The following is a 17936-nucleotide window of genomic DNA, read 5'->3' on the forward strand; positions in this document are numbered from 1 at the left end:
TAACCGACAGGTATTGGCTGACGGTAGATTGTATAGGATTTTTTCAGTTTTGATAAGTAGGGGGCAAATCATGCAGTTTCTACAAAAATATATAACCATGCCTTGGTTTCGTAATCAACGCATTCGCTATAAAATCATCATGATATATTTTCCACTTATCTTCGTGCCTTTATTTGTACTAGGTTTTGTCTCGAATCAGGTGTACACGAATGCGATTGTCAAAAAGACGATTAAAAATGTTTCGGATAACTCGTCCCTTATTATTACGCGCATCACAGGCATGTTAACGAATGTAGAAAGCTGCGCCAATATGCTGACGATCAATCTCAACAAATTGATCGTGGAAGACCCGCAATCCCAGGGGGCAGCGGAAACGAGCTTACAGATGTACACACAGATTACGAATCAGTTGAGCTTTGCCCTGCTTGTATTTCCCGATGTCCAATCGGCTGCATTTATAGATGCGAATGGTCGAGTATTTGGATCTAATCTCCTTATGGAACGGAATCGGGAGTTGATCGCGGGCAGTGAAATGCTTGAACAGGTTGATGCCTCCAGTGGCAATAATATTTGGTTTCCCATGCAGCAGCGTAATTACTTGACCCCTGATTCGCAAGAAATTGTCATGACGCTAGGTAAGCGGATTGTAAATATTTATACGGGGCAAAAGCTCGGCATGCTCGTACTGAATATCAAAGAAAGCTCCTTATCTGCGATTTATCAGAAAATCGGCTCGATCCAGGATGGCAGCTATTTTATCGTAAATGAGGGAGGCGTCGTTATTTCATCGCAGCATCCTGAGAATTTACTTCAAGAAGTAGCCGATCCAACGCTGAAAAACTGGATTACTTCTAGTAGGGATACGTCGGATCTAACCTCTTTTCAACATGAGAAAACGCTTGTTGTAAGCTCCGACGTTCCTAGCTTTGGGTGGAAGCTCATCTCGATGGCTCCACTGGTATCCTTAACCGCGGATACGCGTAAAATCACTGTTCTTATTGTTCTTATTGGGTTGATCTGTTTATTTTTTGCTTTGCTTGGAGCGGGAATGCTTTCTCAACTCATTGCTAAACCCATTATGGGGCTAACGAAACATATGAAGAGGATCAAAGAAGGCAATCTGGACATTGAATTCCAGGTGAATTCAGAGGATGAGATTGGTTTATTAGCCTCTGGCTTCAATGCCATGATAAGGCGAGTTCAAGAGCTTCTGACGAATATTAATTTCGAGCAAAAGAAGAAGCGTGAATACGAGCTAGCGCTAATTCAGGCGCAAATTAAACCGCATTTTCTGTATAACACCTTAGATGTTATTTACACCTTGTCAGAAATGGGACGAGCACGGGATGTACAGCGAACAACCAAAGCGTTGGCCGATTTCTATCGCGCAGCTCTGAGTAAAGGAAGAGAGACGATAACGATTGAGGAAGAAGTCCGCAATGTGAAGGATTATTTATCCATCCAGCGAATCCGTTATTCCGATGTGTTTACCTTTGAATTTGATATCCGTGGAGAGGTACTCGGCGGTCTTATACCGAAATTAACCATTCAACCGCTCGTTGAAAATGCCATCTACCATGGTCTCAAAACGAAGGGCAGCCTGGGTATTCTGAAAGTAACCGGTGAAATTGTGGAGGGTAAAATCAAGATTATCGTCAGCGATGACGGGGTTGGCATGCAGCCGGAACGGCTTGAGGCTCTTGTGAAGAAGCCGGAATCTCCGGAGCAAGCTGTCGGCTATGGGTTAAGGAACGTGAATGATCGAATACAGCTTTATTTTGGCGATGAATATGGCCTACAAATTGAAAGTCAACTGGGGCAGGGCACAGAAGTCACACTATGGCTCCCTTTTCAAAGTGAGGAAGGTTAAGATATGCAGAAAATATTAATTGTTGATGATGAGTCCATTTTCCGAGAATACTTGCGCACGGCATTAGATTGGGAAGCCTATGGATTTGAAATATGCGCAGAAGCCAAAAATGGGGTGGAGGCGTTGGAACAAGTCGATGTGCATCGTCCCGATATAGCCCTTGTGGATATTACCATGCCGTTTATGGATGGACTCACGCTAACGGAGCAATTGAAGCAGCGATATCCAGCTACAAGTGTGGTGTTGATTACAGGCCATAACGAATTTGATTACGCTCGAAAGGCGCTAAAGCTTGGCGTTGAAGATTACATTCTGAAGCCGTTTTCGAAGGATGAATTGGTACTGACACTGCTTAAGCTTCAGAAGGAGCATCAGCGGGTTCAGGAAGAGAAGTCCACATTGAAGGAAAATCAGCTGTTGATGAAGGAGAGCTTTCTTAATCATTTGCTTAGCGGTGATTATAACCATTCCAATGAGGAGACGAGTTCAAGACTCCAGCAATTTGGGGAATCCTTCGACTCCCTATGTTTTGTGGTGGCGTGTATTGAGATTGATAACATGGATCTCAAATGGAACAAAGTGAGTGAAAGATTACTTTGGAAATATGCGGTGACGAACATTCTGAACGAGGCGCTGGAGGAAACGGAAAATCATTTGATTTTCAATGGGCCTGAGGGGCGCATTATTTGCTTGGTGGAGCACCAAGGGAATGGAGAACTGGAAATTCCTGCGTTAGGCGGTTATGAGAAATTATGTTTCCTGATCAAGAAATATTTGAAATTTACAATCACGGTCGGTGTTGGTCGAAGTCAAACCGGCTATCAGGGGATCCGTACTTCTTATTTGGAGGCGCTTGAAGCCTTGCAAAATAAGTTTGTACTGGGGAATGATCGTGTGATTGCTTACGGATCAGGAGCTTTGGAGTCAGGGACTCAAGCCTTCTATCCCACAGAAGTGAATGAAGAGCTGCTCGTTCAATTGCGCATGCAAAACGGGGAAAAGGTAGATGCTAAGTTGGAAGAAATTTTCCAATCGATTCGTGATCAGCGGCTATCCTTAGACTACACCTATGTCATTAGTATGGGACTTATTTCTGTTTGTTTGTCTTACGTAACGGAAACGGGGCATCCGATTGAAGATTGCTTCGGTGAAGCTTTTTTTCCCTATAGTGAAATCAAACGGTTGGAATCCATTGACGCGACATCCGCATGGATCAAGGAGTTGTTCAATCAAGCGATACTTTATACGGGTAAGCACCGAAAGACTCGATCGTCGAAAATTGCCCAATCCGCGAAAGAATATATTGAGCTTCTTTACGGAGACCCTGAGCTGCAATTGGATCAAATTGCCCAACAGGTGTTTATCAATCCCAGTTATCTTCGGGCTGTTTTCAAGAAAGAAATCGGCATGACGGTAACCGATTATGTCACACATGTTCGTATGCATAAAGCAAAGGATTTGCTCGGTAAAGGGAACATACGCCTTGCGGATATTGCCGAACAAATCGGCTTTAACGATCCAAGCTACTTTAGTAAAAGCTTCAAGAAATTTTTTGGTTATTCCCCTAGTGAGTATGAGAATAACCGCTTATAACGAAAATTCCTAAATGTGCGGATTTTACAAGAACCCCTCGATTATTCCATTATCATAAGGGGTTTTTCCTTTTATACTCAGGTTGTAAAGAAGAGAAAGCACATGATGCCTGGGAGGTCCAACAAATGAAAAAAATGGGAGTCACTCTCGTAAGCTTGCTCGCGGCTACTAGCCTTGCAGCTTGCGGAACCACAAACACAACAAAAGATGCTGGTGCAACTAGCGCGCCAACGGCTGCAGCAACTGCAGCACCCGTGAAGACGGATGCAAAGCCGGTCAAGCTTAGAATTTATGCCCAGTACGCAGATGAAGATACGAAAACACCTTATGACTACGCGGTTGCCGAATTGAAAAAGGAAATGCCGAATGTTGAGCTAGAGCTCGATATTCAAGCGCAAGATGATGGCCAGAAGCTGAAGACTTATGCAGCTACAGGCAATCTGCCTGACATTTTCGGAGCAGGATTAGACATTATCGATACGTTTAAGAAATCCAATAATATTCTAGTTCTGGATGAGTACGTAACTAAATTTGGCTTCAAAGACAAAATGCAACCAAGCGCATTGAATACACTTGCAACTGATGATGGTCACACTTACGCATTCCCTTATGCGGGTAATGAAGTAGCTCTGCTTTACTACAACAAAGATTTGTTCCAACAAAATGGTGTGAAAGTGCCGACTACCTATGATGAAATGATGACGGCTGTTAAAGCGTTCAACGGGAAAGGGATTACGCCACTATCCATTTTTGCGAAAGAAAAATGGCCCTGCGTAGCCCTCTATGACATGTTCGTTTCACGCGCTGAACCAGCTGGTGTGACGAAACTTGATAAAGGTCTTGCCAAAGCAGATGATGCTGCTTACAAAACAGCTGCTGAGAAACTCATCGAGCTGGTTAAAGCAGGCATGCTGCCAAAAGGCGCTACGAACTTGAACTACGATCAAGCAGCAGCTCTCTTTCATGAAGGTAAAGCAGCGATGTTCATTAACGGACAGTGGGAAATCGAGGCGGCTACGAAAGCTCTTGGTGACAAAGCTGGTTACATGTACATTCCAGCTGCTGATGCAGCAGCTTATGAAAAAGGTAAAACAGCATTCAGCGGCAGCGGCGGTCCTGGTGGATATGCCGTATCTGCAAACACCAAGGATAAAGAGCTTGCGGCAAAAGTGGCATCCTTCATTTCCTTGAAATATGCGGAGTACAAGTTCACAAACCGCAGCAATCCAATTGTAGCTACCAAAGTGGATAAGCCGATTGTGAAACAGTTCCCTCCGATGATGGAACAGCTTTCCAAAGATATTCCGAAAATGACAAGCACAACAGCTTTCTCATGGGGATTGTCCAATCCTAAGTTCAAAGCAGCGCTTGAAGATGCCACGCAAAACCTGATGACAGGTAATTATACAGCGGATCAATTCGTGAAAGATTTGAATAAAGCGGCAGTAACAGCGAAATAACCGAAGTTTCTATGGAAAAGGAGACTCACACTGGATCGCTCTGCGCCGGTGTGAGTTTTCTACTAAAAAAGGGAAGTGATGACATGCGCAAATTCATGGGAAATAAGGCGGCTATTATGCTTTTCACACTGCCGGCACTCCTTTTGTATACAGTGATTGTGTTTTATCCGATTTTGCAAACTTTCTATCGCAGTACATTCGAATGGGATGGATTAAGCGAAGGCACTTTTATTTTTCTGGATAACTACATTCGATTGTTTCAAGATAGTATTTTCTACACATCGCTATACAACGGTTTCGTTTTTGCCGGTATTCTGGCTTTCGTGCAAATCGGGATTGGTACCATACTTGCTTTTGCCGTCGCAGAAGGGTTCAGAGGAAGCAAGTTTCTAAGAATTAGCTACTTCATTCCTGTGGTTCTTTCCATTACGGTGGTGTGTCAGCTGTGGCTGGCGATGTATAACAGTGAGTATGGCTTGATTAATAAAATATTTGAAGCACTCGGCATCTCGTATCGTCAGGATTGGTTGACGAACAACAAAACAGCGATTTTCGCCATTGCGTTCGTGAATGCTTGGCAGTACATGGGTTACCAGTTCGCATTGCTGCTGGCGGCTGTAAAGTCCGTTCCGGAGCAATACCTAGAGGCGGCACGTATAGATGGAGCATCGAAGTTCAAGGCGCACATGGCTATAACGATACCAATGCTGGCTGAAACATATAAGTTTTGTTTGGTCCTTGCGATTACTGGCGGATTGAATGCTTTCGCCAACATGTTCATTATGACCGGTGGGGGACCAGGGAATTCTACGTACACATTGACCTATCTGATGTACCGCTCAGCGTTCCGCGTTGGTGAATTCGGTTATGGAAGCGCCGCGGCTGCTTTCCTGGTCATCGAATGCTTGATTGTGACTTTGGCTATTAATCGACTGATCGCAAGAGAACGGATTACATTTTAAGGGGGATGACAGATGAACGGAATACTCAAATTGCGTAAAAAGAATCCGCTCCTGGGCATCTTCTTGTGGGTCTATGCGGGGTTGTCGGTGTATCCACTGCTGTGGATGGTCTTTTATTCGCTTAAAAATAACAATGAAATCTTTGTATCGAATCCATTCGGTTTCCCGACGCATCTACGATTTGAGAACTATGTGGATGCTTGGTCAAGGTTCAATGTTCCCGTCTACTTCAGCAACAGCTTGTTAGTAGCTGCGGCGACAGTTGTAGGTACGATTGTACTTTCGGTTACGTTCTCCTATGCTGTTGCCAGAATGCAATGGCGATGGAAGGAAGCCGCTCGTATTTATGTCGTGATTGGGATGTTCATTCCCGTGCAAGTTATCATGATTCCACTGGCAATTCTCGTACGTGAGTTCCATTTGGCGAATACGTATTGGGCGCTGATCGTGCCTTATATTGCTTTCAATATTTCATTTTCCAGCATGGTTTTCTATGGTTTTTTCCGCAGTATTCCGGTCGAACTGGAAGAATCAGCTTGTATGGATGGGGCCAGCATTTACCGGGCCTTCTATACGATCATATTGCCGATTATTAAACCTGCGATTGCAACGATGGTGATCTTCGTCTTCTTGTCGGCATGGAATGAATTTACGATGGCGTTAATTTTGATTACTAAAGAATCCCTGAAAACCTTGCCGCTCGGACTGCTCTTCTTCCAAGGTCAGTTCACCACCAATTGGGGGGCAATGGGCGCGGCGATGACGATCGCGAGCCTGCCAACCGTGCTTGTGTATGTACTCTTTAGTGAGCAAGTGGAGAAAGCGTTGACTGTAGGGTCTGCTGTGAAAGGCTAAGACTGCTGAGTATTTGCAAAGCTTTTAGATCGTGCTGTAAAAGGTTAATTTCACAGTCTGCCTGCTGCTTCCATTGGATTAATCCAGTGGAAATAGGGATTTGGCGGCCTAAAAGTCAATTCCATTGGATTTATTCCAATAGAATCACGAATTTCGAGACCTAAGAGTAGATTCCATTGGAAAAATCCAATGGAAGTATGCATTTTGTTCTGAATACCGATTCGAATGTCAGAGAAGTCAATAGGCATTAAGGGGCTTTCCTCAAGTAGATTTATCTACTTGAGGAAAGCCCCTTTTGACATTTAAGAAACGGCTCAATCGCGAAAGCATTGGGGAATCGTGTGCTCTCCATCGGATCCTTCAACTTAAAGCTAGTAAGTTTCTCACAATTATCCAAGCGGTAGATGACTCAATCTTGATTTGGTGGCGATTATTCGGATTCCCAACTTTGGAAACTATGGAGTTTGCTGCCCCTGGACAAGTGTGTATAGACAACAGCTTGCGGCGGCGCTACGACGAGCTCCCAGTATTCGAGCGCATTGGATAATATAATTAATTTCATTTTTTGCGAGTTGTACTGTGTACAACAATTTCCTTGCTTTTTATCATAAAAGTGGAATATGTTGCATTTCGTACAATAATTTAGTCAGTATTAGTCCTAAAAGGACATTTTCAAGCTAATTTGTTGTATTTTTTGCAACATTCGATGGAAAAGGGTTGGTTTGCTTGTCACTGACTCCCTTTACTAACCCAAAACGTAACATTGTCGCCCTGTAAGCCTTTTGTGCCTGACTTTGGGTCTTGTTTAATGACGGTTCCATTTGGCTTATCATTTGCTTCAATCAAAAAATTGTAATGCAGACCGGCAGCCAAAGCCTGCGCCTCGGCATCAGCTTGAGATAGACCTACCAGGTTCGGTATTGCCACTTCCTCGGTTTGTTTGTTCGAATCACCGAGAGGCTTCGTTGTAGATGGGGTAGGTGTATTTGTCGGCGCTAGAGGTGTTGCGGTGGGTATAGGTACCACAACAACTGGCTCCACTTTGGAAGATGGCCAAAGCGCCCAAACCGCGACCAAGACGACGACCAAAATAGCAATTGCTCCTATCCCTGCCTTACTTAAAGCGCTCAGTGATTGTGATCGCTTTTCAGCTGCGGGTGCAACTTCATCTACCTCATCCTCATCCTTATCTACCCTGCGGTTTTGAATTTTACTTGGGTTTTGATAATGAATTTGTTTGTGGATAGGTCCTTCATCCTGCTTTTGACCGGAAGATGGCAAACTCCGCAATCCAAAAATCAGCGAAGAAAGAGATGCGTGACCTTGGCAGACAAGCTTAATCAGCTTAATTAAAGCCAATTTCTGCTCATATGACGCAGATGGAATAGTCGTGCGCTCCAGATGTGTATGCATCACTTCAAAAGCACCGGTAATCGTCTCCGCGCCAGTAAATAGCTGAATCATCAACCGACAAAGCCCGATTGCCCCTTGTGCCTGAGGATCGCCTTTGTCCCAATAGTTTATGACGGAAAGTTTGCCGTGATCATCTAACCATAGGTTTTCAGCACCTACTGTAAATCCTGTAATACGTTCTTCCATCGCGTCAAGCAAGGAAACTCCTAGATCAGCAATCATTGCAATTATGGTATGGAAAGACATTTCTTTCTTGTTAACATGGTTGGAGAATAATGAGCCTGGTTTTGCTTGCAGAATGATCGTAACCGAATCTTCCTCAACAGATGTATCCAGGATATGTTGAAAACCGTCATGTATGAAAGCTGCTTTATGATGAAGGGTTCGAATGTAATCTTCGCCGATCTGTCCAGGTTGAAGCTCTATTTGATAAAGGAGAACCTTTCGAGTTAGAAATAAATCATCACCGTAATGCAGAGTGCCATGAGGTAATGCGACGATTTGTGTATCTAGCACATATCGTGTACCAATTTTTTTATGCATGGAATATCCATCCTCTCTCTTGATGGCATCATTAGGAGTTGCCTTTATTATATATGATTCGGCGGGATATAGGAATTTAGGTATTTTGAGGGGGAATAATGATTATTAATCGGTATCGTGTTCGTCATTCCTATTTGAGTCAAGCGTATTATGAGCTTCAACATGAGCAGTTGAATAGCTTGTTGTAAAGCTTATCGAAGAAGTCGAGGAAATCTCAAAGTTGAGTTTGGATCCTGAGGCAGATAGCAGTAATTTCATTAATTTTACTGTACACCTTTTTCATCGGTTTTGGAACAAGCTTGAGAAAATTGAGTTGAAAGGTATAGAATTTGCTGCGCGCCAATATAAAGAAGCCCAATTTTCTATGAAGCCATATCTAGCTGATAAGATTCAGCTGATCTAGGCTTTTTTTTCTATCTCCGGGAAACTAAAAGTCTATGATTCAAATGACCTAGATGATATGATAGTTTTACAGATTTTTTTACAATTTGATCCAATATGAGGGGGAACTGTGTTGAAAAAAGTCGTTATTTTGGGCGGCGGTGTTGCCGGGATGAGTGCCGCGCATGAATTGGTTGTAAGAGGCTACGAGGTGTCAGTCTACGAATTTAAAAGTATTCCAGGCGGGAAAGCGAGAAGTATGCCATTCGTAGGCAGCGGAACTGGCGGGAGGAAAGATCTTCCGGGTGAGCATGGCTTCCGGTTATTCCCTCGCTTTTACAGACATGTCATAGATACTTTGAAACGAATTCCCTATGAGAATGGAACCGTATATGATAACTTAACAGAAGTGACACGGTTAGATATTGCCACCTATACAGCACCGCTATTGCCGCTGCTGGCCAAAATTGAATTCAGTTTAGACAATTTTATGGTTGTCATCAGAGATTTATTCGATAATGGCTTAGGTCTAAGTATGGATGATCTAGAGCAATACGGACGCAAGCTATGGCAAGTAATGACGAGCTGTGATGAACGCATTCGCGAGGAATATAACCTCATCGATTGGTGGAATTTCATTGAGGCGGATCAACAATCCCCTGCATTTCAAAAAATATTCGCTGGATTCACCAAAACCCTCGTTGCTTGTCAATCCAAAATTGCTAACACACAAACAGTCGGCCCTGTAGCTGTTCAAATGACTCTGGATATTACAACACCAGGGACAAGCTTCGTTCGTCTCTTGAACGGTCCTACGAATGACAAATGGGTGAACCCTTGGCTAACCTTTTTGCGAGATCAGGGAGTTGATTACCATTTAGAGGCGAAAGTTGAAAGCATCGATTGCGTAGATGGCGTTATTCGCGGTGCGAAGGTGACGGAGAACGGTAAAACCTTCGATGTAGAAGCTGATTATTACATAGCTGCATTCCCGGTTGAAGTGATGGGTAAATTCATTACCGAAGCTATGGTACAAGCCGACCCATCACTTGTTGGTGTGCAGAAGCTAGTTGATTCCGTCGCATGGATGAATGGCATTCAGTATTATTTGAAGGAAGAACTGCCTATCACACATGGACATGTTATATACTTAGATGCACCTTGGTCGCTGACTTCAGTATCCCAGAAGCAATTTTGGCCTGATATCGACCTTAGCCAGTATGGTGATGGTACAGTCAAGGGCGTTCTATCTGTCGATATTTCGGATTGGGACACACCAGGGGTATTATTCGGTAAATCGGCTACACTTTGCACGGCTGAAGAGATTAAAGCAGAAGTATGGGCACAGATGAAGTTAAGCTTGAACGTAGATGGAGCCGTTATCCTAGAAGACGATGTTCTGCATTCTTGGTTCTTGGATACGGATATTCAATTTGAGAATCCAGATCAGGCGTGCACGAATATGGAGCCGCTGCTTATTAATCGCGTGGGCACTTGGGATGACCGTCCAGAAGCGTATACCGCAATTCCGAATCTGTTCCTTGCTGCTGATTACGTACGTACGAATACAAACCTTGCGACGATGGAAGGCGCTAATGAAGCGGCACGACGCGCAGTTAATGCCATACTGAAACAAGATGGTTCGACGGAAGAGCCTTGCGAAATATGGGAGATGTACACCTTTGAGCTGGGGCATATCGATTTATTGAAACCTTTTCATCATCATGATAAACAACGGTTTGAAAAGGGGCTTCCTTGGGATGGGAAACTTTTTTAGGAATACCTAGCAGCAAGTTTTACTAGGAGGATTTTATGCTAATTTTGCCGGAATACGAGTTGATCAGACAAATCTATCAAGGCGAACGGACTGTACTCTATCGTGCTGTTCATAAGCCAACTATGGAAAAAGTAATTATCAAAACCCTGCGTTCTGACTTTCCTGTATCAGCAGATATCGCTAGATTGAAACGAGAGTATGAGATAGGCAAAATGCTGGACTTTCCCGGCATTGTTAAGCCATTGGCGCTTCCCAAGCATCAAAACAGCTTAGCGCTCATCTTGGAAGACTTTGACGGTGAGACCTTATCGGCTTATTTCCCTATGTTTCGTCAGTCCATACAAGCCTTTCTCACAGCTGCTATTCAATTAGTCAAAATTGTTGGGGATATTCATCAGCGGTACGTCATACATAAAGATATTAAACCTAGCAACATAATTATTAATCCTGAAAAGCAGATCATGAAGCTGGCTGATTTCAGCATTTCCTCGTTTACGAGAGAGCGCCAAGAAATGCTAGACCCCATGATGCTAGAAGGAACGCTAAGCTATATGTCGCCTGAGCAGACAGGTCGAATGAATCGTATTATCGATTACCGAACGGACTACTATTCCTTAGGGGTCACATTCTATGAAATGCTCACCGGGCGTCTTCCGTTTCAAACGGAAGATCCGGTGGAGCTGATTCACTGTCATTTTGCCGTGACGCCGACTCCTCCTGAAAGCTTACGGATGGGCATACCGAAGCCTCTATCGGATATTGTTATGAAGCTTCTTGCTAAAAATGCGGAAGATCGATATCAGAGCGCCTATGGCATTATTCAGGATCTCGAGCACATCTTGATGCTGAGCAATTCTGGAGAAGAAATGACGGAATTTACTGTTGGGCTCTATGACATGACGGACATGTTCCAGATACCTCAAGGGTTGTACGGACGTGCTCAGGAAATCGAAAATCTGCTGCATGTTTATGGACGTGCTGTGCATGGATCGCTGGAGGCGGTTTGGGTAACCGGGGAATCTGGTTATGGCAAATCGTTTCTCATCGCCGAGACGATGAAGACGATCATGAAGGACAATGGCTGGTTCTTATCCGGCAGATTCGAGCCAAACAAACAGCATATCTCGTACCATGCGTTGTCTAGGGCACTTCGTCAGTTAGTCCGTCAGCTTCTAACGGAGAAAGATCATCAAATCGAAGAGTATCGCGGACGTTTGCTGAAAATACTGGGAACGAGCGGAAAAGTATTGACGGATCTCATTCCGGACCTTGAGCTCCTAATCGGTGAGCAGCCCATTGCGAAGCAGCTTCCTCCGCAAGAAACACAGAATCGATTACACTTCTTGTTGCAGCAATTTCTATTAATCTTCTGTGTGAAAGACCGGCCTATCGTGTTATTTCTGGATGATTTGCAGTGGGCAGATGCGGCCTCCTTGCAGTTTCTTGATCTGCTTTTGAACGATTCCCAAATGAAGTATTTCCTATTCATAGGCTCCTATCGAAGCGAGTATGACACTAATTGGTTATCATCTACCCGTGTTCAATTGCTAGACAAGCTCCCAGAGCGCCTTGTTACTGAACGGATTATTTTGCAGCCTATGGAAATTGCAGATGTCCAGCAGTTGATTGCGGAGTCGTTGAAAACCGAGCAGCAGCAGGTCGTTGAGTTGGCTCAACTCGTTCTTCAAAAAACTGGAGGAAATCCTTTTTTCGTCAAACAATTTTTAACTGCCTTACACGAGCAAAATTTACTCACCTTTAATTATGAAGTTAATCGTTGGATATGGGATATTGATGAAATTCAGAAGCTTAGAATTACCGATAATCTTATGTTCCTCCTAGCTGAGAAACTGCAGCGTATGCCGCCAAAAACACAATACTTATTGCGGCTAGCTGCTTGTTTAGGAGCCTCTTATGACCTGGAGGCACTTGGTATCATTGCTAAGATGTCCTTTACTGATGTTCTGCATGAGTTGGAAATTGCGATCCAAAACGGTTTGATGATTCCTGTTGGCACGGATTATAAATTTTTTATCGAGATGCAAGGGAATTCAACTGCACGAGACATACGTTTTATGTTTGTGCATGATTCTATTCAAGAAGCCGTTTATGGATCCATTGAAGAATCAGATCTGCCAGAAATGCATTTGAACATCGCGCATCAGCTTCTGGAGCATTTACCCGATGATCAGGCTCAGCCACGGTTATTCGATATCGTCAACCATATGAATATGGGCTCTAACTTGTTAACGGAGCGGCAGGAGCTTATCCAGCTTCTAGAATTTAATCTCAGTGCAGGCCGCAAAGCTAAATCTTCGAATGCCTATCGTTCAGCACTTCAGTATTACAATAAAGCATTAGCTTTGTTGAAGCTGGTAGAGGGTGTGGAGTTAAAAGACCTAAGCTTTTCCATTCGACTGGAGAAGTCAGAAGTGCTCTATCTGAATGGTCAGGCGGATGAAGCTGAAATATCGTACGAAGAACTGCTTGTAGATGCCCGTACGAACGAACTTAAGTTGGAAGTGTATAACTTACAAGTGATTCTGTACACGAACGTTGGAAAGCAGCATAAAAGTGTGGAAGTCGGATTGAAAGCCCTAGCTGAGCAAGGCATCCGTGTTTCTAAAGAACCGACGGGCGTAAACATTTTTTATGAATACATGAAGCTGAAAGCAATGATTGGACGGAAGAATACGCTTCAGCTGTACGATTTACCGATAATGGAAGATGAATACATAACTAAATTAATGAATTTAATGATGAGTATTGCTGTCTCCGCGTACTTCGTGAATACGAATTTATTTGTTTTGTTCATGTTTATCATGACGAAGCATGCGTTGAAATATGGTAACTCCTCGGTAATGGCCTATGTGTACGGATCCTATGGTTTGATTCTGGGCTCGGGCTTCGGTGATTATCAGCTTGGCTACCAATATGGGCAGCTTGGCGATCGCATGAATGCTAGATTTCAATCCCATCAATTCCGCAGTAAAAGCCATTTCTCATTCGGTTTGTTCGTCACTCCTTGGGTAAAGCCTTTGCAGGTGTGTTTGGAGCATTTGAAGGAGTCTTTCCGAAGCGGGATCGAAGATGGTGACTTGGTTTTTGTAGGTTATGCCCTTACTTATCAGGTTTTGGTGAAGGATTTTCAAGGTGTTGTACTTTCGGAAGTACAAGAAGATCTAGCTAAGAACTATCGGATATTGGAACAGACCAATCATCATGACACCCTTCTCATGTTAGAAATGCTCCGTAAGGTCATTCATAATTTGGAGGGGAAGTCTGAGAATCCCCTGATTATCGGTAAGGATGAGGAAGAGGAAGAACAGTTTGTCCGTAAGCTGGAGATTCACCCGAACCAAGTCATTATTCATGAGTATACGGTAAAAAAAATGATGCTATATTATTTGTTTGGTCAATATGAGGAAGCTCTAAAGTTTGGTAAAGATGCAGAACCTATGCAGTCTGTTTCTTTCGGGCTGTTTCATATTCCTGAGAACTATTTCTACTATGCCTTATCGATAGCTGCTAAATATAGAGAGGCTGCAATGTTAGAGCAGAAGATGATGGCCAAACAGATGAGAAAGATGCTTCGCAAGATGGATAAATGGGCTGCCCATTGTCCAGAAAACTTTTTGCATATAAGTCTATTAATGCATGCGGAGTGGAACCGTGTAACAGGCCATTTTCAGAAAGCGGAGCAAGAATACGAAACGTCAATCCGGCAAGCTAGGGAGCAAGGTTTCATCCAGCATGAGGCGATTGCCTGTGAGCTAGCAGGGAAGATGTATAAGGAAGCTGGGCGTGAAAAGGTTGCTAAAACCTATTTCGTCGATGCGTATTACGGTTATCTAAGCTGGGGTGCGAAGGCCAAGGCTGAGGAGTTAATGATGCGTTATCCGGGCTACTTAACATCACTTAAGGAGTCGAAGGATTGGAGCACAACCAAAATAAGTGACTATTCCCTGCAGGCGCTTGATTTTATGACGATTATGAACACGTCTAGATCGTTGTCAAGTGAAGTTAACTTGGAGCAATTGATCAAGCGGCTAATGGAAATTGTAACCTATTCGTCTGGCGCGGAGAGAAGCATCCTGGTCTTGAAGGAACGTGACAGCTTATTCGTGGAGGCTGAGATGCTTGCCATCGACGGCAAGGATTCCTGTACAGTAAGCTCTGTTCTGCTAGAAACAAGAGAAGATCTCCCGACGGCTGTGATTCAATTCGTTGCTCGAACCAAGGAAGGTGTAGTTCTCGATGATGCCGAGAATAAGGGATTCTTTACACATGATCCGTACATTCGGGCAACGGAGAGTAAATCGATATTCTGTGAGCCGATCCTCCATCAGGGCAATCTAGTCGGCGTCTTTTATCTTGAAAATAATTTGATTCGCAATGCCTTTACATCAGACCGTCTTGATATTATCAAGCTGTTGTCTGCTCAGGCGGCAATTTCGATCGAGAATGCGAGACTCTATAATGATTTGGAGTCCAAAGTCAAAGAACGGACGAACGAATTGATCTTGATGGAGACGTCGCGTCGAGACCTATTGTCTAATATTTCCCATGATTTGGGCACGCCACTCACGTCCATTCAGGGTTATGTAGAGGCTATTCTGGATGGAGTTATTCAAGAGCCTGAGGAACAGAGAAAGTACCTTTCGGTCGTTCACATGCGGATTGTCGGCATTCAACGACTCATTACGGATCTCTATCAGTTAAGTCGACTTGAGACTAAGCAGTTCCATTTTCAACTAGCCCCAACTTCGTGCGGAACGATGGTTCGCCAGCTTTTTGCGAAGTATGAGCTGGATGCAGCGAATGCTGGAATTACCTATACGCTCAACATGGCACATTCGGAAGGAGAAGAATTGCTTTTAACAGTAGATACAGATCGTATTGAACAGGTGTATGCGAATATTTTGTACAATGCAATTAAATTTTCTACTAGAGGCGGATTCATTGATGTTCACGTGGCAATCAAGGATGAGCCGAGCGAGTTAGTGATTCGGGTTACCGATATCGGCGTGGGGATTAGCGAAGAGGATCTTCCACATATTTTTGAAAGGTTCTACAAAGTGTCCAAATCACGCAGCACGTCTGGCGGCAGTGGCCTTGGACTCGCGATTGCTAAGGAGATCGTGCAGTATCACGGAGGCCAGATTTGGGCGGAAAGCCGCCTCGGCAAAGGCTGCAGCATCTCGTTCTCATTACCTGTGCATCGGATTTAAGCCGCGAGAACCGTATACCTCACATGATCCTGTGTGCGGTGTACGGTCTTTTGGCTAAGGTCGAATGGTAACTCTAGTGTGGATGGGCACAAGTGCGGATAACTCAAGCACATCATCGTTATACATGCGGATACAGCCGTGCGATGTCCTCTTGCCTACGGAAGAAGGATCATTCGTGCCGTGGATACCATAATGAGGTTTGCTTAAACCCATCCACAAGACGCCGAAAGGGCCGCCAGGATTGGGTTGTTTATTGATAATGAAAAATTCACCCGTAGGTGTGTTAGTTAGTATTTTACCAATACCAACTGGGAATCCACGTACAACGATGTTTACATCCAAAAGATATAATTGAAAGTCAGAAAGATCAACAATAATTCGGTAATTGGGCATAGGATCGTCACCTCAATTTATTCTATGTAAATAGGCGCGTTTTCGATATTGAAACTTACATGTGATATACTGCTGTAGATATCAGTCACCGAAGGAGAAAAAGACATGCAATCATTTTTACAGTTTAATCCAACAAGATTATGGTTTGGGCAAGATCAAATTGAGCAGCTGCAGCAGGAGCTTGGTACTAATGGCAAACGAGTATTGCTCGTGTACGGCGGCGGAAGCATTAAGAAAAATGGTGTATACGATGCTGTTATGGAACAGCTTACACATATGCAAGCGGAAGTGTTTGAAATGTCCGGAGTGGAGCCTAATCCACGACTCAATACAGTACGGAAGGGCATAGATATTTGCCGCGATAAACAAATCGAGCTCATTCTGGCCGTTGGCGGGGGCAGTGTGATTGATTGTGTCAAAGCGATTTCCGTGGGCGTTTATTATGACGGGGATGTTTGGGACATCGTTACTCGGAAAGCTGTGCCTCACAAAGCACTTCCTTTCGGAACGGTATTAACACTTGCGGCTACAGGTTCTGAGATGAATAATATTTCCGTCATCACTCATTGGGAGAAAAATGAAAAGCGTGGTTGGAGCAGTTCTTTCGCTTATCCGGCTTTTTCTATTTTAGATCCGACGTATACATATTCTGTGCCTATGGATCAGACCATTTATGGCATCGTGGATATGATGTCGCATGTGCTGGAGCAGTACTTCCATCGGACGGAAAACACACCTATGATTGATCGTTTCATGGAGTCAGTCCTCTTGACAGTCATAGAAGCCGCACCAAAGCTGCTTGCCGATCTGAACAGCTATGAGCATAGAGCAACGATCATGTATGCGGGGACGACTGCCTTTAACGGGCTGCTGTCCAGCGGCACAGATGGTGGAGATTGGGCATCGCATCAGATCGAACATGGCCTATCCGCCGTTTATGATATTCCGCATGGCGGAGGGCTTGGGATTGTATTTCCGAACTGGATGAAGCATTGTGCGGAGGAAGATCCTTCGCGGATGAAGAAACTGGCGATAGCTGTTTTTGGTATCGATCCTTCGGATAAAACGGATCATGAAATTGCACTCGAAGGGATTGACGCGCTGCGAAGCTTCTGGAATTCCCTTGGTGCGCCGAATCGGTTAGGGGATTATGGGATCGATGATTCTAGGATAGAGGAATTAGTCCATAAATCATTCATGAAAGACAAAGTGGGGCAATACAAAATGATGACGCGGGAAACAGTCAGAGATATTTTGATTCGATCTTTAGCGTAAAATACAAAGTTGAGTAGATAAGAAATAAGCTATCCCGTAGTTTGATCTACGCGGGGTAGCTTTTGTTTTTTTGCAAACATTAAAATTGCACAAACTCGTAGAGATATGGTCGATAATCGTGTAAAGTAAATATGCGGCGAAAAGGATTATTATGAAAGATAATCAAGAGATTCTGAGATATCT

The 17936-nt window shown here is 43.9% G+C and carries 13 protein-coding genes and 1 pseudogene; 10 read left to right on the forward strand and 4 right to left on the reverse strand.

The window, feature by feature from the left end:
- Positions 1-70 precede the first annotated feature (70 nt).
- From GC098_RS31115 to GC098_RS31135, 5 genes are all read left to right on the forward strand, one after another.
- A complete protein-coding gene (locus GC098_RS31115; RefSeq protein ID WP_171647528.1) occupies positions 71-1870 on the forward strand; it encodes a sensor histidine kinase in 1800 nt (599 codons plus the stop codon).
- 3 nt (positions 1871-1873) lie between these two features.
- Positions 1874-3463: a response regulator gene (locus GC098_RS31120; RefSeq protein ID WP_171647530.1), complete on the forward strand. Its 1590-nt coding sequence runs from the start codon at positions 1874-1876 to the stop codon at positions 3461-3463.
- Positions 3464-3588: 125 nt separating this feature from the next.
- Complete coding sequence (locus GC098_RS31125; protein ID WP_171647531.1) at positions 3589-4923, forward strand: ABC transporter substrate-binding protein; 1335 nt, start codon at positions 3589-3591, stop codon at positions 4921-4923.
- 83 nt (positions 4924-5006) lie between these two features.
- Positions 5007-5885: a carbohydrate ABC transporter permease gene (locus GC098_RS31130; RefSeq protein WP_171647533.1), complete on the forward strand. Its 879-nt coding sequence runs from the start codon at positions 5007-5009 to the stop codon at positions 5883-5885.
- Between the two features lie 12 nt (positions 5886-5897).
- On the forward strand, positions 5898-6740 hold the full coding sequence (locus tag GC098_RS31135; protein WP_171647535.1) for a carbohydrate ABC transporter permease: 843 nt from the start codon (positions 5898-5900) through the stop codon (positions 6738-6740).
- Positions 6741-6790: 50 nt separating this feature from the next.
- Here the strand turns inward: GC098_RS31135 and GC098_RS31140 are convergent, their stop codons facing one another.
- The 3 genes from GC098_RS31140 to GC098_RS31145 form a co-directional block, all read right to left on the reverse strand.
- Positions 6791-6988 carry a hypothetical protein gene (locus tag GC098_RS31140; protein ID WP_171647537.1) on the reverse strand — a complete coding sequence of 66 codons (198 nt, stop codon included), beginning with the start codon at positions 6986-6988 and terminating at the stop codon, positions 6791-6793.
- A gap of 182 nt (positions 6989-7170) precedes the next feature.
- Entirely contained in the window at positions 7171-7302 is a 132-nt protein-coding gene (locus tag GC098_RS41020) for a hypothetical protein (RefSeq protein WP_281367155.1), read from the reverse strand.
- Positions 7303-7469: 167 nt separating this feature from the next.
- Complete coding sequence (locus GC098_RS31145; RefSeq protein WP_171647539.1) at positions 7470-8696, reverse strand: PASTA domain-containing protein; 1227 nt, start codon at positions 8694-8696, stop codon at positions 7470-7472.
- Positions 8697-8922: 226 nt separating this feature from the next.
- Here GC098_RS31145 and GC098_RS39650 point away from each other — a divergent pair, with 226 nt between their 5' ends.
- The 4 genes and pseudogenes from GC098_RS39650 to GC098_RS41835 all read left to right on the forward strand — a co-directional run bounded on the left by GC098_RS39650 (position 8923) and on the right by GC098_RS41835 (position 16085).
- Positions 8923-9099 carry a hypothetical protein gene (locus tag GC098_RS39650; RefSeq protein WP_216625483.1) on the forward strand — a complete coding sequence of 59 codons (177 nt, stop codon included), beginning with the start codon at positions 8923-8925 and terminating at the stop codon, positions 9097-9099.
- A gap of 108 nt (positions 9100-9207) precedes the next feature.
- A complete protein-coding gene (locus tag GC098_RS31150) occupies positions 9208-10854 on the forward strand; it encodes a hydroxysqualene dehydroxylase (RefSeq protein ID WP_171647541.1) in 1647 nt (548 codons plus the stop codon).
- 35 nt (positions 10855-10889) lie between these two features.
- Positions 10890-15578, forward strand: a pseudogene (locus tag GC098_RS31155) (AAA family ATPase); the annotation flags it as partial.
- Positions 15555-16085 carry a sensor histidine kinase gene (locus GC098_RS41835; RefSeq protein WP_376774008.1) on the forward strand — a complete coding sequence of 177 codons (531 nt, stop codon included), beginning with the start codon at positions 15555-15557 and terminating at the stop codon, positions 16083-16085. The pseudogene GC098_RS31155 and the gene GC098_RS41835, both read left to right, overlap by 24 nt.
- Positions 16086-16139: 54 nt before the next feature.
- Here GC098_RS41835 and GC098_RS31160 read toward each other — a convergent pair whose 3' ends face one another.
- Positions 16140-16478 carry a L,D-transpeptidase gene (locus tag GC098_RS31160; RefSeq protein ID WP_171647546.1) on the reverse strand — a complete coding sequence of 113 codons (339 nt, stop codon included), beginning with the start codon at positions 16476-16478 and terminating at the stop codon, positions 16140-16142.
- Between the two features lie 105 nt (positions 16479-16583).
- On the opposite strand from GC098_RS31160, the gene GC098_RS31165 reads away from it, so the two are divergent.
- On the forward strand, positions 16584-17753 hold the full coding sequence (locus GC098_RS31165; RefSeq protein ID WP_171647548.1) for an iron-containing alcohol dehydrogenase: 1170 nt from the start codon (positions 16584-16586) through the stop codon (positions 17751-17753).
- Positions 17754-17936 lie beyond the last annotated feature (183 nt).

Origin of the sequence: Paenibacillus phytorum (assembly GCF_013141715.1) — a bacterium.
Classification (GTDB): Bacteria; Bacillota; Bacilli; order Paenibacillales; family NBRC-103111; genus Paenibacillus_E; species Paenibacillus_E phytorum.

Coding starts and splice junctions, on each gene's coding strand:
- GC098_RS31115 (WP_171647528.1), top strand. CDS start 71: ATGCAGTTTCTACAAAAATATATAACCATGCCTTGGTTTCGTAATCAA.
- GC098_RS31120 (WP_171647530.1), top strand. CDS start 1,874: ATGCAGAAAATATTAATTGTTGATGATGAGTCCATTTTCCGAGAATAC.
- GC098_RS31125 (WP_171647531.1), top strand. CDS start 3,589: ATGAAAAAAATGGGAGTCACTCTCGTAAGCTTGCTCGCGGCTACTAGC.
- GC098_RS31130 (WP_171647533.1), top strand. CDS start 5,007: ATGCGCAAATTCATGGGAAATAAGGCGGCTATTATGCTTTTCACACTG.
- GC098_RS31135 (WP_171647535.1), top strand. CDS start 5,898: ATGAACGGAATACTCAAATTGCGTAAAAAGAATCCGCTCCTGGGCATC.
- GC098_RS31140 (WP_171647537.1), bottom strand. CDS start 6,988: ATGCCTATTGACTTCTCTGACATTCGAATCGGTATTCAGAACAAAATG.
- GC098_RS41020 (WP_281367155.1), bottom strand. CDS start 7,302: ATGAAATTAATTATATTATCCAATGCGCTCGAATACTGGGAGCTCGTC.
- GC098_RS31145 (WP_171647539.1), bottom strand. CDS start 8,696: ATGCATAAAAAAATTGGTACACGATATGTGCTAGATACACAAATCGTC.
- GC098_RS31160 (WP_171647546.1), bottom strand. CDS start 16,478: ATGCCCAATTACCGAATTATTGTTGATCTTTCTGACTTTCAATTATAT.
- GC098_RS31165 (WP_171647548.1), top strand. CDS start 16,584: ATGCAATCATTTTTACAGTTTAATCCAACAAGATTATGGTTTGGGCAA.